The organism is Pantoea sp. ABR1s, assembly GCF_057812235.1.
In genome coordinates this window covers 327,879-343,999 of the sequence record NZ_CM173823.1, presented here as the reverse complement: position 1 = coordinate 343,999, position 16,121 = coordinate 327,879, and the positions used below count along the sequence as shown (strand labels likewise).

The following is a 16,121-nucleotide window of genomic DNA, read 5'->3' as shown; positions in this document are numbered from 1 at the left end:
TTATTTCTCACTCTCAACCAGACCGCGCACAAAGGCACGCTGCATGACTAACACCACCACCAATGGTGGGATCAGGGTTAATAACATTGCCGCCATCACTTCGTTCCACTGGGTCGGTGAGCCGCTGGTGGAGATCATGCTTTTGATCCCCGCCACCGCCGTGCCGAGGCTGGCGTCATTGATGATCAGCAGCGGCCAGAGGTACTGGTTCCAGCCGTAGATAAAGGTGATCACAAACAGCGCCGCCAGATTGGTTTTCGACAGCGGCAGAACAATGTCGATAAAGAAGCGCATCGCGCTGGCACCATCGATGCGTGCCGCCTCCACCAGCTCATCCGGCAGCGACATAAAGAACTGGCGGAACAGGAAAGTGGCGGTCGCCGAAGCCATCAGCGGCAGGGTTAATCCGCTGTAGCTGTCGAGCAGGTTGAGATCGGCAATCACCTGCACCGTCGGGAAGATACGCACCTCAACCGGCAGCATCAGGGTGATGAAGATCAGCCAGAAAAAGAGCGTGCGCAGCGGAAAGCGAAACCAGACCAGCGCAAACGCTGACAGCATCGACACCGTGATTTTGCCGAAGGTGATGCCCAGCGCCATGATCATGCTGTTGAGCAGCATCAGGCCAAACGCCGGCCCGTTGCCGTTGACGCCATGCGTCCAGATGCGCGAGATGTTCTCCCACAGGTGCGTGCCGGGTACCAGCGTCATCGGCACATGATAGACCGCTTCGTTATCCAGCGTCGCCGCCACAAAGGCAACATAGAGTGGAAACAGGATGGTGAGCACGCCCAGCACCAGCACGATGTGGCTGAAGAGATCCAGCCCGCGTCGATTCTCAATCATTGGTATTGCACCTTACGTTCAACAAAGCGGAACTGGAGCACCGTCAGCCCGATGACCAGCAGCATCAGCACCACCGACTGCGCAGCGGACGAGGAGAGATCCAGACCGGTAAAGCCTTCGCGATAGATTTTGTAGATCAGCGTGGTGGTCGCCTGCACCGGCCCGCCGCCGGTGGCGGCATCGATCACCGGGAAGGTATCGAAGAAGGCGTAGATCAGATTCACCACCAGCAGGAAGAAGCTGACCGGCGTAATTAGTGGCAGCGAGAGGTTGAAGAAGCGACGCACCGGTCCGGCACCGTCAATGGCGGCGGCTTCCACCAGCGATTTAGGGATCGATTGCAGCGCAGCGAAGAAGAACAGGAAGTTGTAGCTCATCTGCTGCCAGATTGATGCCAGCACAATCAGGAACATCGCCTGACCGCTGTTTTGCGCGTAGTTCCAGTTGTAGCCGATGTGGTTCAGCAGATAGCTGAACAGGCCCAGGCCCGGATTAAACAGGAACATCCACAGTACCGCGGCCACGACAGGCGCAACGGCGTAGGGCAGCAGCAACAGCGTCTGATAGAGACGGCGCAGCCGCACCACATAATCCACCAGCGCCGCCAGCAGCAGCGAAAAGACCATGCCGAACACCGTGACCATGCCGCTGAATTTTATGGTGGTCCAGAACGAATCCAGATAGTAAGGATCGGCAAACAGGCGTCTGAAATTTTCCAGCCCGACAAAGCTGCTGGAGATGCCAAAGGGATCGAGGCTTTGCAGCGAGTACCACAGCGCTTCACCGGCAGGCCAGAGAAAGAAGATGGCGGTAATCAGCAGTTGCGGCAGCACCAGAAGATAGGGCAACAGACTGGTGCGAAAGACCGGACGAGATGAAGACATGGCATACCTGGCGTCAGAGAGAGGGGCCAGCCTGAGCTGGCCCGCAAGGAGAGATTACTTCACCTGCTGCTGGAAGCGGCGCAGCAACTCATTACCGCGTTTCACTGCGTTATCCATCGCGTTCTGCGGCGACTGCTTGCCGGTCCAGACGCTTTCCAGCTCTTCGTCGATCACGGTACGAATCTGCGGCATATTGCCCAGACGCATGCCTTTAGTGAACGGCAGTGGCGGTTTGTTCATCATCTGTCGGGTGGCGATATCCGCACCCGGATTCTTATCGTAGAAGCCCTGCTGTTTAGTCAGCTCGTAGGCGGCGGTGGTAATCGGCAGATAGCCGGTTTTCTGGTGCCATTCCGCGGCGATTTCTGGTTTAGCGAGGAACTGCATAAACTCAGCCACGCCTTTGTAGGTTGTCGCATCTTTGCCTTTCATCACCCACAGGCTGGCGCCACCGATCAGGGCGTTCTGCGGCGCATTCGGCACGGTCTCGTCATACGGCATCATGCCAACGCCGAAGTTGAATTTGGCGTAATGACGGATATCAGCCAGCGAACCGGATGAGGCGGTGGTGATGCCGCAGTCGCCGTTGTAGAACTTGGCGGTGGACTCATCTTTGCGGCCAAAGTAGGTGAAGTCCCCTTTCTTGTTCATCGCTTCCAGCAGCTCGATATGACGAACCAGTACCGGCTTGTTGAACTCCAGCACGGCGTCGAGTCCGTCAAACCCGTTGTTTTTGGTCGCTACCGGCAGAGCGTGCCAGGCGCTGAAGTTTTCAATCTGGATCCAGCCCTGCCAGCCGCTGGCGTAGCCACAGCTCATGCCCGATTTGCGCAGTGCAGCGGCATCCGTCGCCAGCTCCTGCCAGGTTTTTGGTGGCTGATCCGGGTTCAGACCCGCTTTTTTAAAGGCGTCTTTGTTGTAGTAGAGCACTGGCGTCGAGCTGTTGAACGGCTGAGAGATCAGCTGACCTTTGCTGTCGCTGTAGTAGCCCGCCACCGTTGGCACGAACTGCTTTTCATCAAAGGGGATACCGGCGTCTTTGAAGACCTGATGCACCGGCACAATCGCCTGCGAGGCCATCATGGTCGCCGTACCGACTTCATAAACCTGCAGCACCGCAGGGGCTTTGCCGCTGCGCACTGCCGCAATCCCTGCTGCCAGGCTCTGCTCGTAGTTACCTTTGTAGGTCGGAACAATTTTGTAATCGGGATGCGTCTGGTTAAAACGCTGTGCCAGCGAATCCACTTCTTTGCCTAGCTCGCCTTCCATAGAGTGCCAGAAAGGGATCTCAGTGGCGGCCATGGCATGGCTGCTGAGCGTCAGACCGAGCAGCACGCTCATCAGGCTACGACGAAAGGTAACGACGGACATAGAATTTTCCTGTGCAGGTAAATACGCGTGAAATCACGGATTTCTGTTTCGCGAAGTAACATGACACGGGGAAATGAAGGATTAATAACAGAAAGATGACAGCCGGGTGACAGACCGGTATGCGCAAAAGAGGAGTCTGGCAGCGCAGCGGTAACGCGGCACCGCTGCCAGGTTTTGGTTACATAATTTGCAGAGCGGCTGGGCAGTAAAAAAGCCCGCAGCGGGTTTTCACTTCACCAAACTTAAAGACTGATGGCGATACACCCCTCACCAATTTCAAAAGGCCGTTGGCGGCAACACCCACACCGATGCTCAAGGCCGTCGGCGGCGCAGGCAGGTTGCGGGCGGACAGCGCGCAGCCACCGGAGCGTACAAGTAGTACGTGAGGATGGCGAGCACTGCCCAACCGCAACCTGACCAGTAAGCCAGGCCTGTGTACCAAAGCGCGCAGCCACCGGAGCGTACACATATACGTGAGGATGGCGAGCACTGCCCAACCGCAACCTGGCAAGCAAGCCAGGCCTCTGAATATTAAGCTCCGAGGTACGCGCTGCGGACGGCTTCGTTGGAAAGGAGAGCTGAACCTGTGTCTTCGAGCACCACATGCCCGTTCTCCAGCACATAGCCCCGATCCGCCAGCTTCAGCGCCTGATTCGCATTCTGCTCCACCAGGAAAATCGTCATCCCCTCGCTGCGCAGCTGCTCAATGGTGTCGAAGATCTGCTGAATAATGATCGGTGCCAGTCCCAGCGACGGTTCGTCCAGCAACAGCAGGCGCGGCTGGCTCATCAGCGCACGGCCAATCGCCAGCATCTGCTGTTCGCCGCCCGACATCGTCCCGGCGCGCTGGATTTTACGCTCCTCCAGACGCGGGAAGAGTTCATAAACGCGCTTGATACGTGTCAGATAGTCCGGACGGCTGGCAAAAAAGCCCCCCATCGCCAGGTTCTCTTCTACCGTCATGCGCGAAAAGACGCGCCGGCCTTCCGGCACGATGGCGATCGCTTCACGCATAATGCGCGAGGTTTGCCAGTCGGTGATGGTTTTGCCATCAAAGGTAATGGTGCCCTGCGTCGCGCGCGGCTCGCCGCACAGCGTACCCAGCAGCGTGGTTTTTCCGGCACCGTTAGCGCCAATCAGGGTGACGATTTCGCCCTGATTGATATAGAGACTGACGTTGTGCAGCGCCTGAATTTTGCCGTAGTGGGCGCTGACGTTCTCAATGGTTAACATCGCATTTGCCATCTCAGGCCTCTCCTAAATAGGCACGAATGACATCCGGGTTATTACGAATCTCTTCCGGCGTTCCGTTAGCCAGCGGCGTTCCCTGATTGACCACATAAATACGGTCAGAAATCCCCATCACCAGCTTCATATCATGTTCAATCAGCAGCACCGACACCTTATGTTCTCCTCGCAGCTCCGCAATCAGCGCGTCCAGCTCGTGGGTCTCTTTGGGGTTAAGGCCCGCCGCCGGTTCATCCAGCATCAGGATCTCCGGGCGCGTCACCATACAGCGCGCAATCTCCAGCCGACGCTGCTGACCATAGGCCAGATTGCCCGCCTGACGGTTAGCCAGATCCAGCAGCCCCACCCGCTCCAGCCAGGTCGCCGCACGATCCAGCGCCTCGCTCTCACTGCGGCGAAACGCCGGGGTTTTCAGCAGACCGGAAAATACGCCGCTTTTCAGATGCTGATGCTGCGCCACCAGCAGGTTCTCAATGACCGTCATCTCACGGAACAGACGCACATGCTGGAACGTCCGCACGATGCCCATCCGCGCAATCTTCTGGCCCGGCAACCCTTCCAGATGCTGCTCACGCAATGTGATCGTCCCGCCGGTTGGCTTGTAAAAGCCGGTCAGGCAGTTAAACACGGTGGTTTTACCGGCACCGTTGGGGCCAATCAGCGAAACGATCTCCTGCGGACGCAGCTCCAGCGCCACATTGTTCACGGCTAACAGACCGCCGAAGCGCATCATCAGGCCTTCAACGGCTAATAAAGGCTGAATCATGCCTGCTCTCCTTGTTTACCGGTTCTGAGCTTCAGATGCGGACGCTTCATCGGCAACAGGCCCTGCGGACGCCAGATCATCATCAGCACCATCAGGCCACCCAGCACCAGCATGCTGTACTCATTGAGATCGCGCATCAGCTCGCGTGACACCACCAGAAGGATGGCGGCCAGAATCACCGCAAACTGCGACCCCATCCCGCCCAGGACGACAATCGCCAGCACAAAGGCGGATTCGACAAAGGTAAAGGATTCCGGGCTGACAAAGCCCTGACGTGCCGCGAACAGGCTGCCGGCAAAACCGGCAAACGCGGCACTGATGGTAAAGGCGGTCAGCTTGATGCGGGTCGGGCTGAGGCCCAGTGAACGGCAGGCAATCTCATCCTCACGCAGGGCTTCCCAGGCTCGGCCCAGCGGCATCCGCAGCAGCCGGTTGATCACAAACAACGTCAGCACCACCAGCAGCAGCGCCACCAGGTAGAGGAAGATAATGCGGTCGCTGGGATCGTACTTCAGCCCAAAGAAGTTATGGAAGGTATCCCAGCCGCCTTCCCGCGGCGTACGGCCAAACTCCAGACCAAACAGCGTCGGTTTCGGGATCTGGCTGATGCCGTTCGGCCCGCCGGTCAGGGCGGTATTGTTCAGCAGCAGAATACGCACGATCTCACCGAAGCCCAGCGTCACTATCGCCAGATAGTCGCCGCGCAGTCGCAGCACCGGGAAGCCCAGCAGCAGACCAAACAGCGCGGCAACTATGCCGGAGAGCGGCAGGCACTGCCAGAAGCCGAGACCATAATAGTGGTTCAGCAGCGCAAAGGTGTAGGCACCGATGGCGTAAAAGCCGCCATAACCCAGCACCAGCAGGCCAGAGAGGCCGACCACCACGTTTAAGCCTAGGCCGAGCATCACGTAGATCAGCGTCATGGTGGCGATATCCACGGTGCCGCGTGACACCAGGAATGGCCAGGCAACGGCGGCGATAATCAGCACCGCCATCACCAGCTTCTGCTTCGGCGTCGAGCCATCCAGACCCGGTAACACCAGCGCCGGACCGGAGATTTTCTTCAGGCCGCTTTGCCATACCGGACGCAGCAGCTGAAACAGAAACACCACCGCACAGCCTGTGGCGATCCAGTTCCAGCGCACGCTACCGGCGTTCTGCACCACCAGATTAGTGCCGTCCAGGTTCAGGCGCAGCCCCATAAAGAAGGTGGCGAGCACCAGCAGCATCACCGAGGAGATCAGGGCATTGATAAAGGAAGTCTTCATACTTTTTCGACCTCCGGGCGACCCAGAATCCCGGTCGGCATCACCAGCAGCACCACAATCAGCAGGGCAAACGAGACCACATCTTTATATTCCGTGCTGAGATAGGCCGAGGTCAGCGCCTCGGCGATGCCCAGTACCAGACCACCAATCATCGCGCCCGGAATACTGCCAATCCCGCCCAGCACGGCGGCGGTGAATGCCTTCATACCTGCCATAAAGCCGATGAAGGGGTTGATTGAACCGTAGAACTGTCCCAGCAATACGCCCGCCACCGCGGCCATCGCGGCACCGATGACAAAGGTCAGCGAGATCACGCGATCCGTATTAATTCCCAGCAGGCTGGCCATTTTCAGGTCTTCTGCGCAGGCGCGGCAGGCGCGGCCCATGCGTGAGTAGCGGATAAAGGTGGTCAGCGCCAGCATCGCCAGGAACGTCACCACCCAGATCACTATCTGCATGGTAGAAATCGTGGCGGCAAAGCCGTTGCTCTCGCCTACCGTCCACTGTCCGGTAATCAGACTCGGCAGCGCCAGGTCGCGTGAACCCTGCGTCAGGCTGACGTAGTTTTGCAGGAATATCGACATCCCGATGGCGGAGATCAGCGCAATCAGGCGCTTGGACGAGCGCACAGGCCGGTAGGCGACGCGCTCAATGCTCCAGCCGTAGGCGCTGGAGATAATTACCGCCATCACAAAGCCGGCCGCAATCATCAGCCAGGTGGTGTCGATGCCCATCATCATCAGGGCGGCAATCACGATAAAGGAGACATAGCTACCGATCATGTAGACCTCGCCGTGGGCGAAGTTGATCATGCCGATAATGCCGTAAACCATGGTGTAACCGATGGCGATCAGCGCGTAGGTGCTGCCCAGGGTCACACCGTTAAACATCTGCTGAATAAAATAGAGAAACTGCTCGGACATACCTTGACCCTTACTTAACCGATCATGGGCGATCGGGGTACAAAAAACGCCTGGCAGACCAGCACCAGGCGTTCGTGTCGCTGGTCAGGGGAAACCGGTTAACCGGTCTCCCGCTCACCACAAAACAGCCTGGTTTACTTCACAGCAGTCGAGGTGCCATCGGCATGCCATTTAAAGACGCCGAATTCAAAGCCCTTAAGGTCACCCTTCTCATCCCAGTTCAGGTTGCCCATCACGGTTGGCACCGCGGCACCGTCCTTGAGGTTTTTCACGATAGCGTCCGGCTCAGCGCTCTTGCTGCGCTCCATGCCGGTTGCCAGCGACTGCAGTGCGGCATAGGTGGTCCAGACGAACGGTCCGGTCGGATCCAGTTTCTTCGCTTTCAGCGCTTCAACGATCGGTTTGTTGGTTTCAACCTGGTCGTAGCGTTTTGGCAGGGTCACCAGCATGCCTTCAGAAGCGGCACCGGCGATGTTCGACAGCGAGGCGTTACCCACGCCTTCCGGTCCCATAAACTGGGTTTTCAGGCCCGCAGCACGTGCCTGACGCACGATCTGGCCCATTTCCGGGTAGTAACCGCCAAAATAGACGAAATCGACATTCTCTTTCTTGAAGCGCGCGACCAGCGTAGAGAAATCTTTATCGCCAGCGGTGATACCTTCAAACATCACGATATTAGCGCCCTGCTTTTTCAGGCTCTCCTGTACGGAGCGCGCCAGGCCTTCGCCATACTGCTGTTTGTCATGCACCACGGCGATGCGCTGCGGTTTAAGCTCGCTCATCACATATTTCGCGGCGGTCGGACCCTGATCGGAGTCGAGACCAGTGGTGCGCATAATCAGTTTATAGCCGCGGGAAGTCAGGTCAGGGGCGGTCGCCGCCGGGGTAATCATCAGCACGCCTTCATCTTCATAGATGTCAGAAGCGGGCTGGGTGGATGAAGAGCAGAGATGGCCGATCACGTAGCGGATGCCGTCGTTAATCACCTTGTTCGCTACCGCAACCGCCTGTTTCGGGTCACAGGCGTCGTCATATTTCACCGCAACCAGTTTGTTGCCGTTAACACCGCCTTTGGCGTTGATATCTTCAATTGCCTGAGTCGCACCGGCGAACTGCATGTCGCCGTACTGCGCCACCGGGCCAGACATTGCGCCGACAATCGCTACTTTGATATCTTCAGCCAGCGCCGCATGGCTCATCGCCAGTGCTACACATCCCGCCAGTAATGCGCGACCTTTCATTTTCATCCTGACTACCCCATTTGTTTTGTCGTGTATGTTGTGAGTGTTTGTGCTGTCAGATAAAGTCGAAAACTGATTAAGCATGAATGAGTTAGCGTACTTTTCTGACATTTTTTATTAATAAGGCTTTATTTTTCAGGTTATTAAACAGGAAGTTTCTTCTGTAAATCAACTGACATATTCAGAATTGACTGAGTGAAACAGCATAATACACTGGAGGCAACGGCCGGTTTTTCACCGCTTTGCCAGCGCGTTATGCTGGATTGATCGCACGCTCTCCCTGTTTACAACTATCATCCTGGCATCCCGACCATCTTTTGACCTGTTTTATTGATGAAAATGTGGTAGCACTCTGGTTGTACATTTTCGCTGCACTTTCCCCTGTTACAGAGGTTTTTGTTATGAAGCTCACTATCCAGCGTTTAACCACGCTGACCGCGCAGGACCGCATCGATCTTGGCAAAGTCTGGCCGGATCTGGAGATTGAACAACTGGAGCAGCAGCTGGATGAGCGCCATCGTCTCTATGCTGCCCGTTTTAACGACCGGCTACTGGCGGGTTTGCAGCTGGAAATCGCCGGGATCCACGGCAAAATTCACCGACTGTCGGTGCGCGATGTCACCCGGCGACGCGGGGTGGGACAATATTTACTGGAGGAGACGATCAGGCAGAATGGGTCGATAGCGGACTGGTGGATTGCCGATGATGGCAGTGACGATCAGCAGGTGCGGGCAGCCTTTATGCAGGCGTGTGGCTTCAGGGCGCAGAGTGACGGCTGGATAATGGCGGTAGAATAGTCAGGCGCAGAAAAACAATAAGGGCGACATAAAGTCGCCCCTTAAGATGTCGAAGTGCGTTACGCTTCGATCGCCATACGCAGTTTCTTCATGGCGTTCTTTTCCAGCTGCCGGACACGTTCGGCTGACACGCCGTACTGATCGGCCAGCTCCTGCAGCGTGGTTTTATTGTCTTCGTCCAGCCAGCGGGCGCGAATGATGTGCTGACTACGCTCATCCAGACCTTCCATCGCATAGCTCAGCTTGTCAGCCGCATGCGCATCCCAGTTATCCTCTTCAATGCCGTCAGCAAAGTCAGAGGTTTTATCCTGAAGATAAAGCACGGGTGCCATAGAGCGGCCTTCGCTGCTCTCGTCGTCGGCAGACATATCAAAGGTCATATCCTGCGCGGCCATACGCGATTCCATTTCACGCACATCTTTGCTGCTTACGCCCAGCTCACGCGCAACCATCTCGACTTCGTCCTGATTGAACCAGCCCAGACGCTGCTTGGTTTTACGCAGGTTAAAGAACAGCTTACGCTGTGCTTTGGTGGTCGCGACTTTCACGATACGCCAGTTACGCAGCACGTATTCGTGAATCTCCGCTTTAATCCAGTGCACGGCAAACGAAACCAGACGCACGCCCACTTCTGGGTTGAAGCGACGTACCGCTTTCATCAGGCCGATATTGCCTTCCTGGACCAGGTCAGCCTGTGGCAGACCGTAGCCGGAGTAATTACGAGCGATATGAACTACAAAGCGTAGGTGAGACAGGATCAGCGTCTTTGCCGCATCCAGATCGCCCTGGTAATGCAGCCGTTCAGCCAACGCTTTTTCCTCTTCTGCCGAGAGCATCGGCCAGGTATTCGCAGCCCGGACGTAAGACTCCAGGTTGCCAAGAGGAGCAATAGCTAAAGTTTGCATTTCTTTGGTCATTCAAACCCTCACAAATTCAGTGGAATTGCCGCACATTTCCCTGCGCAGACGATACATTACGTCAACGTCGCGCGAAATCCGAAAGCAATCTGTGCTACTTAGAGTGGTAAAGTTATCCACAAGTTCAATTATAGCGGTGAATATTTTACACACAGATGACAGGAAGGGAAGAGGGGAAATATCCTCTGCACCCACCATCGGTAGCAGAGGACCATTATAACAAAAAAATGTTGCAGGCGTTTACTGCGGCGTAAATCGACGTAAATGTTGTACCGTTGCCAGCCACGCAGCCACCCAGCCGATGATCGCCGCAATCAGTAACAGCAGCAGCGCCTCATCCCACGAGAAGCCTTCCAGCGAGAAGGTGGTACCAAATACCGTCGCTACACTGGCAACAACGGACTGCAGACGCAGCACCAGCACTTCCGACAGCAGCAGCGACAGCACCGCCCCGCTGAAGCCCAGCAGCGCCCCGCCATAGAGGAACGGACGCAGGATAAAGCCGTCAGTGGCACCAATCAGCTTCTGCACGTTAATGGTGTCGCGTCGGGCAAAGATGCTGAGCCGGACGCTGTTACCGATCACCAGGAACACTGCCACGATCATCAGCACGCCAATCATTGAAGCGATCTGCCCCACCAGCCCGGTCAGCGCCGCCAGCCGCGCAAACCAGCTATCATCCATCCGCACTTCATCCACGCCCTGCACTTTGGTCACCCGATCGCGCAGGCTTTGCATGGTGTCTGAGTTCTGGAAATTGAGCTTAGGTGTGATGATGGCCACCGCAGGCAGCGGATTCTGCTCCAGCATATCCATTGCGCCGCCAAAGCCTGACCAGTTGCGGAACTCGTTCAGCGCCTCTTCCCGCGTCAGGTAGTTGACGTTATCCACGCCTTCGACCTGCTTGAGCTGCGCCACCACGTTTTCTGCCGCCGTGTCATCCAGCGTTTTGGAGAGATAAACGGTTAACTGCGGCGCCGGATACCACTGCGTTGCCGCCTGGCTGACGTTTTTCCACACCATGTAGCAGACGCTGGGCAGCGTCAGTGAAATGGCGATGACCATCACCGTCAGCAGGGTTGCCAGCGGCTGACGCCACATATCAGAAAGCGTACCGCGCAGCGCATAGCGCCACTGCTCCTGCCAGCCGCCTTTCAGCGCTTTGCTCTTCGACTGCTGCTTCGCTTTCGGCGCAGCCGGACGTTTAATGCGTTTATTGACCATCGTGGCCTCCGTGCAGACGTCCCTGATTCAGCGTCATCATCCGGTAGTTGCGTCGGGCGATAAGACCGCTGTCATGCGTCGCCATCAGGACGGTGACGCCGACGCGGTTAAACTCTTCGAACAGGCGCAGAATATCTTCTGACAGCGCGTCGTCAAGGTTACCGGTCGGTTCATCGGCCAGCAGCACGGCTGGCTTGTTCACCACCGCACGGGCGATGCCCACACGCTGCTGTTCACCGCCAGAAAGCTGAATCGGATAACTTTTCGCTTTGTCGAGCAGACCCACTTTATCCAGTGCCGCCGAAACGCGACGACGAATGTCTTCGCCGCTGGCACCGGAGATAATCAGCGGGATCGCCACATTTTCATAAACCGAACGATCCATCAGCAGGTGGTGATCCTGGAAAATCATGCCAATCTGACGACGCAGAAAAGGCACCTCGCTGTTACGCAGGCGGGAAATGTCATGGCCGCTGAACCAGATTTTTCCGGCACTCGGGCGCTCAATGCCACAAATCAGCTTCAGCAAGGTACTTTTACCGGCACCGGAGTGGCCGGTCAGAAACGCCATTTCGCCAGGACGCAGACGGAAATCTACCCCCTGCAGCGCCTGACGTCCGCCGAGATATGCCTTACTGACCTCTTCAAAGCGAATCATCCTAATTAGTCCTCTCGGGCAAACAGTGCCTCAATAAAATCTTCCGCCTTAAACGGCCGTAAATCTTCAATGCCTTCACCGACGCCGATGTAGCGAATCGGAATACCGAACTGATCGGCCACCGAGAAGATCACGCCGCCTTTGGCGGTGCCATCCAGCTTGGTGAGCGCAATCCCGGTCACGCCAACGGCTTCATTAAACAGTCGGGCCTGGCTGACCGCATTCTGTCCGGTGCTGGCATCCAGCGTCAGCATCACTTCGTGTGGCGCTGAATCATCCAGTTTTTTCATCACGCGGGTGATTTTTTTCAGCTCTTCCATCAGGTGCGATTTGTTCTGCAGACGACCCGCGGTATCGGCAATCAGCACGTCAACGCCACGAGATTTAGCCGCCTGAATAGCATCGAAGATCACCGAAGCGGAATCTGCACCGGTGTGCTGAGCAATCACCGGAATGTTGTTGCGCTGACCCCACACCTGCAACTGCTCAACAGCCGCGGCGCGGAAGGTATCACCAGCCGCTAACATCACGGATTTGCCTTCAGCCTGATACTGGCGCGCCAGTTTACCGATGGTGGTGGTTTTACCTACACCATTGACGCCAACCATCAGGATCACAAACGGCGTTTTGCCTGAGACGTCCAGTGGCGCGTCCACTTTCGCCAGAATCGAGGCCATCTCCGCTTTCAGCAGGCCGAAGAGCGCTTCCGCGTCACGCAGTTGCTTGCGGTTTGCCTGCTGGGTCAGATGCGTGATGATGCGGCGAGTAGTATCCACACCCACATCCGCAATCAGCAGCTGCTCTTCCAGCTCGTCAAACAGCTCATCATCAATCTTTTTGCCACGGAACAGGCTGATAAACCCGGAACCGAGGTTCTGACGGGTTTTTACCAGGCTGCGCTTCAGGCGGGCAAAGAAGCCCTCTTTGCTGGGACGCTCCTGCTCCTGCACGATGAGTGGCGCGGCGGCCAGCGGGAGATCGCTGACGGTATCGGATAATGTCTCTGCCGGTTCCGCGTCGGTGACTTCGGCTTCGCCCAGTGCCAGTGCGGTCAGCTCTTCCTCGGTGAGCGGTGCTTCCGTTTCGCTGTCCGGGGTTTCAACGATCGCAGCCTCGTCCGGCGTCAGCGCTTCATCGCTTAACGGCGCTTCGGCTTCGCTGTGCGGGGTTTCAACGATCCCGGCGTCATCCAGCGCCAGCGCGGTCAGCTCTTCTTCGCTTAACGGCGCGTCCGCTTCGCTGTCCGGGGTTTCAACGATCGGGGCGTCGCCCAGTGCCAGGGCGGTCAGCTCTTCTTCGCTTAACGGCGCATCGGCGGGTTCCGCATCAACGGCTGGTTTTACCACGTCGTCGGCGTCAATAACCGGCGTCGCGTCATGTTCAGGTGCGGCGATTTCCAGTAGCGCTTCAGGATCGGCCTCAATCGGCGCAGCTTCATCCAGCACCATGGGTGCTGACTCGTGCGGCGCTGCCGCGGTGATTTCCGCCTCACGCTGCTGCCCGGCCACCGTTTCGGTGATAACGACAGTCTCTTCCGCTTGCGCTTCAGCCTGGCTTAATGCCGGGGCTTCCTGTTCTGCCTGCTGCTCTGCGGGTTCTGCGACCTCTTGTGTCTGCTCCTCCGCTACAGGTTGTTTCTCTTCCTCTTTGCCAAATCCCAGCCAGGAAAAAAAGCCACGTTTTTTCTCTTTTGCCATTGTGTGACGACACTCCTCGATGGCTTTGTCCCGGTCGCGCGTGGTTTCCAGGGGTAAATCAATGAAAGTTGGTCAGCGCCAGACCGGCGTAAACCGCAGAATAATGCATGACTTCAGCAACTCAGTAGTCTAACACTTTCCAGCCAGCTCACCACAGCACCCTTTTTTAACGTTTCTTCTCACCGATTCGCCCGTTAAACTACGCAACAAATTATGACGAGTTGTGAGCAAGATGAATAAAAACCCCCGCAGTACAGGCGGTGCCGGGCAGATTCGCATCATTGGCGGCCAGTGGCGCGGACGCAAACTGCCGGTGCCGGACAGCGCCGGACTGCGCCCGACTACCGATCGGGTACGTGAGACGCTGTTTAACTGGCTGGCCCCGGTGCTGCCAGAGGCGCGCTGCCTCGACTGCTTTGCCGGTAGCGGCGCATTAGGACTGGAAGCCCTGTCGCGTTACGCGGGATCGGCGACGCTGCTCGAGCTGGAACGGCCGGTGGCGCAGCAGCTGACAAAAAATCTGCAGACGTTGCGCGCCAGTAATGGCACCGTGATTCAGACCAATGCGTTAAACTGGCTGGCACAGCCAGGTGAACCCTTTGATGTGGTGTTTATCGATCCGCCGTTTCGTCAGGGATTGCTGGAACAGACGTTACAGCTGCTGGAGCAGAATCACTGGCTGGCCGATCAGGCGCTGATTTACGTCGAAAGTGAAGTGGAAAATGGCGCACCGCCGGTGCCGCCAGAGTGGGATCTTTATCGCGAGAAAATAGCCGGACAAGTGGCTTATCGTTTGTATCAACGTCAACAGGAGACGCAGGATGTTACTTAATTTGGGGCGTCTGTTGATGCTATGCGTGTGGGGATTTCTGCTGGCTAACCTGGTTCATCCCTACCCGAAACCGCTGACTTATTTTATCAACGTTGCGCTGATTTTCATGATCCTGATGCATGGCCTGCAGCTGGTGTTACTGCGCACCACGCAGACCAAAGATGCGCCGCCGATTGACCGCGTCACCCAGGCCAAAGTGTTTCTGTTCGGGGTGTTCGAACTGGTCGCCTGGCAGAAGAAAAACTTCCCACGCAAGAAATAATTCCGGGCGGGCGCGATGCCCGCCGGTTACTGCCGGGGTGTGAAGCTGATAAAGCGCGTGCCCTGCATCTTCAGTTCACCTCTGGCGCCCTTGTCCAGCTGATGATATTCCGCCTCTTTAAGCTGCACTTTGATGTCGCTGGCACCGTTAAGCGGGTGAAACAGCACCTCGTAGCGCATCTCTTCCCCGGCGATCACTTCCCGCTGCCGCGAACGGCGATTGGGTGCAGGAAATTCACGTTTGGTTTTGACCTCAGCCTGCAGAGAACGCTCGGGTGAAGCGTCATTCACCGCCACTTCCCGGCGTTGCTTAATGAACTGACGGGTCGCCAGCACGGCGATAATCGCCAGAACGATGATAAAGATTAGCGGCGGTTTGCTCATAGCGTTCTTGTGCCTGCAGGATGATTAATCAGGCGGCAAAGCATACAACCAGAGTTGCCTGATTGTCACATCTCAGAGGCTTAACCTAAACTGGAAGGGATATTTTGGGATCTTTCACCATTTTGAACAAAAAAGGGAGAAACAATGCTCTGGTCTTTCCTCGCTGTACTTTTCTCCGGCTGGCTCTATGTCGACGCCACCTATCGCGGCCCGCAATGGCAACGCTGGTTATTTAAGCCGGTCACGCTGCTGCTGCTTGTCGGGCTGGCCTGGCAGGCACCGGTGCTGCAGACTACGGACTACCTGATTCTGGCCGGTCTGGTCGCGACGCTGGTCGGTGATGCGTTAACGCTGCTGCCGCGTCAGCAGATGCTCTATGCCATCGGGGCTTTCTTCCTGTCGCACCTGCTTTATACCCTCTGCTTCGCCGCCAGCATGACCATGACCTTCTTCTGGCCGATTCCGCTGACGCTGCTCATCATCGGTGCCGCCCTGATTGGCATCATCTGGAGCCGACTGGAAGATCTGCGCTGGCCTGTCTGCACCTTTATCGGCATGACGCTGGTGATGACCTGGATAGCGACCGAGCAGTACTTCTTCCGCCCGACCGATTACAGCTTCTCGATCATGGTTGGTGCCGGTCTGCTGCTGCTGGCAAACGCCGTCTGGTTTATCTCACACTATCGCCGCCGCTTTACCGCCGACAGCGCGATTGTCGCCGCCTGCTACTTCGCCGGTCACTTTATGATCGTGCGCTCGTTGTGGGTCGTCTGAAAAAATAGCCTTGACTCTGGAGTTCACTCC

17 protein-coding genes are annotated in these 16,121 nt (G+C 56.8%); 4 read left to right on the top strand and 13 right to left on the bottom strand.

All coding sequences use genetic code 11. The features are described from left to right. From ugpE to ACXKZD_RS01555, 8 genes are all read right to left on the bottom strand, one after another. Entirely contained in the window at positions 1 to 846 is an 846-nt protein-coding gene (ugpE, locus tag ACXKZD_RS01590) for a sn-glycerol-3-phosphate ABC transporter permease UgpE (protein ID WP_033768036.1), read from the bottom strand. Beyond that, complete coding sequence (gene ugpA, locus ACXKZD_RS01585) at positions 843 to 1,730, bottom strand: sn-glycerol-3-phosphate ABC transporter permease UgpA (RefSeq protein ID WP_010253295.1); 888 nt, start codon at positions 1,728 to 1,730, stop codon at positions 843 to 845. Before ugpA ends, ugpE begins: the two co-directional genes overlap by 4 nt. A gap of 54 nt (positions 1,731 to 1,784) precedes the next feature. Next, positions 1,785 to 3,101 carry a sn-glycerol-3-phosphate ABC transporter substrate-binding protein UgpB gene (gene ugpB, locus ACXKZD_RS01580; RefSeq protein ID WP_010253297.1) on the bottom strand — a complete coding sequence of 439 codons (1,317 nt, stop codon included), beginning with the start codon at positions 3,099 to 3,101 and terminating at the stop codon, positions 1,785 to 1,787. A 531-nt stretch (positions 3,102 to 3,632) separates the two neighbouring features. Next, positions 3,633 to 4,346 (bottom strand): high-affinity branched-chain amino acid ABC transporter ATP-binding protein LivF, encoded by a 714-nt coding sequence (livF, locus tag ACXKZD_RS01575; protein ID WP_029519452.1) that lies wholly within the window; start codon positions 4,344 to 4,346, stop codon positions 3,633 to 3,635. A 1-nt stretch (position 4,347) separates the two neighbouring features. Then, positions 4,348 to 5,115 carry a high-affinity branched-chain amino acid ABC transporter ATP-binding protein LivG gene (livG, locus tag ACXKZD_RS01570; protein ID WP_010253302.1) on the bottom strand — a complete coding sequence of 256 codons (768 nt, stop codon included), beginning with the start codon at positions 5,113 to 5,115 and terminating at the stop codon, positions 4,348 to 4,350. Beyond that, the gene (locus tag ACXKZD_RS01565; protein WP_010253305.1) at positions 5,112 to 6,383 is read right to left on the bottom strand and encodes a high-affinity branched-chain amino acid ABC transporter permease LivM; all 1,272 of its coding nucleotides are present in this window, start codon (positions 6,381 to 6,383) and stop codon (positions 5,112 to 5,114) included. Before ACXKZD_RS01565 ends, livG begins: the two co-directional genes overlap by 4 nt. Further along, a complete protein-coding gene (gene livH, locus ACXKZD_RS01560; protein WP_009087789.1) occupies positions 6,380 to 7,306 on the bottom strand; it encodes a high-affinity branched-chain amino acid ABC transporter permease LivH in 927 nt (308 codons plus the stop codon). The genes ACXKZD_RS01565 and livH overlap by 4 nt, the downstream gene beginning before the upstream one ends. A gap of 134 nt (positions 7,307 to 7,440) precedes the next feature. Continuing rightward, positions 7,441 to 8,553, bottom strand: a complete 1,113-nt coding sequence (locus tag ACXKZD_RS01555) for a branched-chain amino acid ABC transporter substrate-binding protein (protein ID WP_061901967.1) — start codon at positions 8,551 to 8,553, stop codon at positions 7,441 to 7,443. 395 nt (positions 8,554 to 8,948) lie between these two features. On the opposite strand from ACXKZD_RS01555, the gene panM reads away from it, so the two are divergent. Beyond that, a complete protein-coding gene (panM, locus tag ACXKZD_RS01550) occupies positions 8,949 to 9,344 on the top strand; it encodes an aspartate 1-decarboxylase autocleavage activator PanM (protein WP_033759053.1) in 396 nt (131 codons plus the stop codon). 59 nt (positions 9,345 to 9,403) lie between these two features. Here panM and rpoH read toward each other — a convergent pair whose 3' ends face one another. From rpoH to ftsY, 4 genes are all read right to left on the bottom strand, one after another. After that, on the bottom strand, positions 9,404 to 10,261 hold the full coding sequence (gene rpoH, locus ACXKZD_RS01545; protein WP_010253314.1) for an RNA polymerase sigma factor RpoH: 858 nt from the start codon (positions 10,259 to 10,261) through the stop codon (positions 9,404 to 9,406). A 240-nt stretch (positions 10,262 to 10,501) separates the two neighbouring features. Then, positions 10,502 to 11,485, bottom strand: a complete 984-nt coding sequence (gene ftsX, locus ACXKZD_RS01540; RefSeq protein WP_010253316.1) for a permease-like cell division protein FtsX — start codon at positions 11,483 to 11,485, stop codon at positions 10,502 to 10,504. Then, entirely contained in the window at positions 11,475 to 12,143 is a 669-nt protein-coding gene (gene ftsE / locus ACXKZD_RS01535) for a cell division ATP-binding protein FtsE (RefSeq protein ID WP_010253318.1), read from the bottom strand. The genes ftsX and ftsE overlap by 11 nt, the downstream gene beginning before the upstream one ends. Positions 12,144 to 12,148: 5 nt before the next feature. After that, positions 12,149 to 13,840 carry a signal recognition particle-docking protein FtsY gene (ftsY, locus tag ACXKZD_RS01530; protein ID WP_192033878.1) on the bottom strand — a complete coding sequence of 564 codons (1,692 nt, stop codon included), beginning with the start codon at positions 13,838 to 13,840 and terminating at the stop codon, positions 12,149 to 12,151. A gap of 232 nt (positions 13,841 to 14,072) precedes the next feature. On the opposite strand from ftsY, the gene rsmD reads away from it, so the two are divergent. Then, positions 14,073 to 14,672, top strand: a complete 600-nt coding sequence (rsmD, locus tag ACXKZD_RS01525) for a 16S rRNA (guanine(966)-N(2))-methyltransferase (RefSeq protein ID WP_010671526.1) — start codon at positions 14,073 to 14,075, stop codon at positions 14,670 to 14,672. Beyond that, positions 14,662 to 14,934: a DUF1145 family protein gene (locus ACXKZD_RS01520; RefSeq protein WP_003852192.1), complete on the top strand. Its 273-nt coding sequence runs from the start codon at positions 14,662 to 14,664 to the stop codon at positions 14,932 to 14,934. Before rsmD ends, ACXKZD_RS01520 begins: the two co-directional genes overlap by 11 nt. A gap of 26 nt (positions 14,935 to 14,960) precedes the next feature. Here the strand turns inward: ACXKZD_RS01520 and ACXKZD_RS01515 are convergent, their stop codons facing one another. Then, complete coding sequence (locus ACXKZD_RS01515) at positions 14,961 to 15,317, bottom strand: DUF2500 domain-containing protein (RefSeq protein WP_022624010.1); 357 nt, start codon at positions 15,315 to 15,317, stop codon at positions 14,961 to 14,963. Between the two features lie 144 nt (positions 15,318 to 15,461). Between ACXKZD_RS01515 and ACXKZD_RS01510 the strand changes: the two genes are divergently transcribed. Further along, positions 15,462 to 16,091, top strand: a complete 630-nt coding sequence (locus ACXKZD_RS01510; RefSeq protein ID WP_010253326.1) for a lysoplasmalogenase — start codon at positions 15,462 to 15,464, stop codon at positions 16,089 to 16,091. Positions 16,092 to 16,121: the final 30 nt, after the last annotated feature.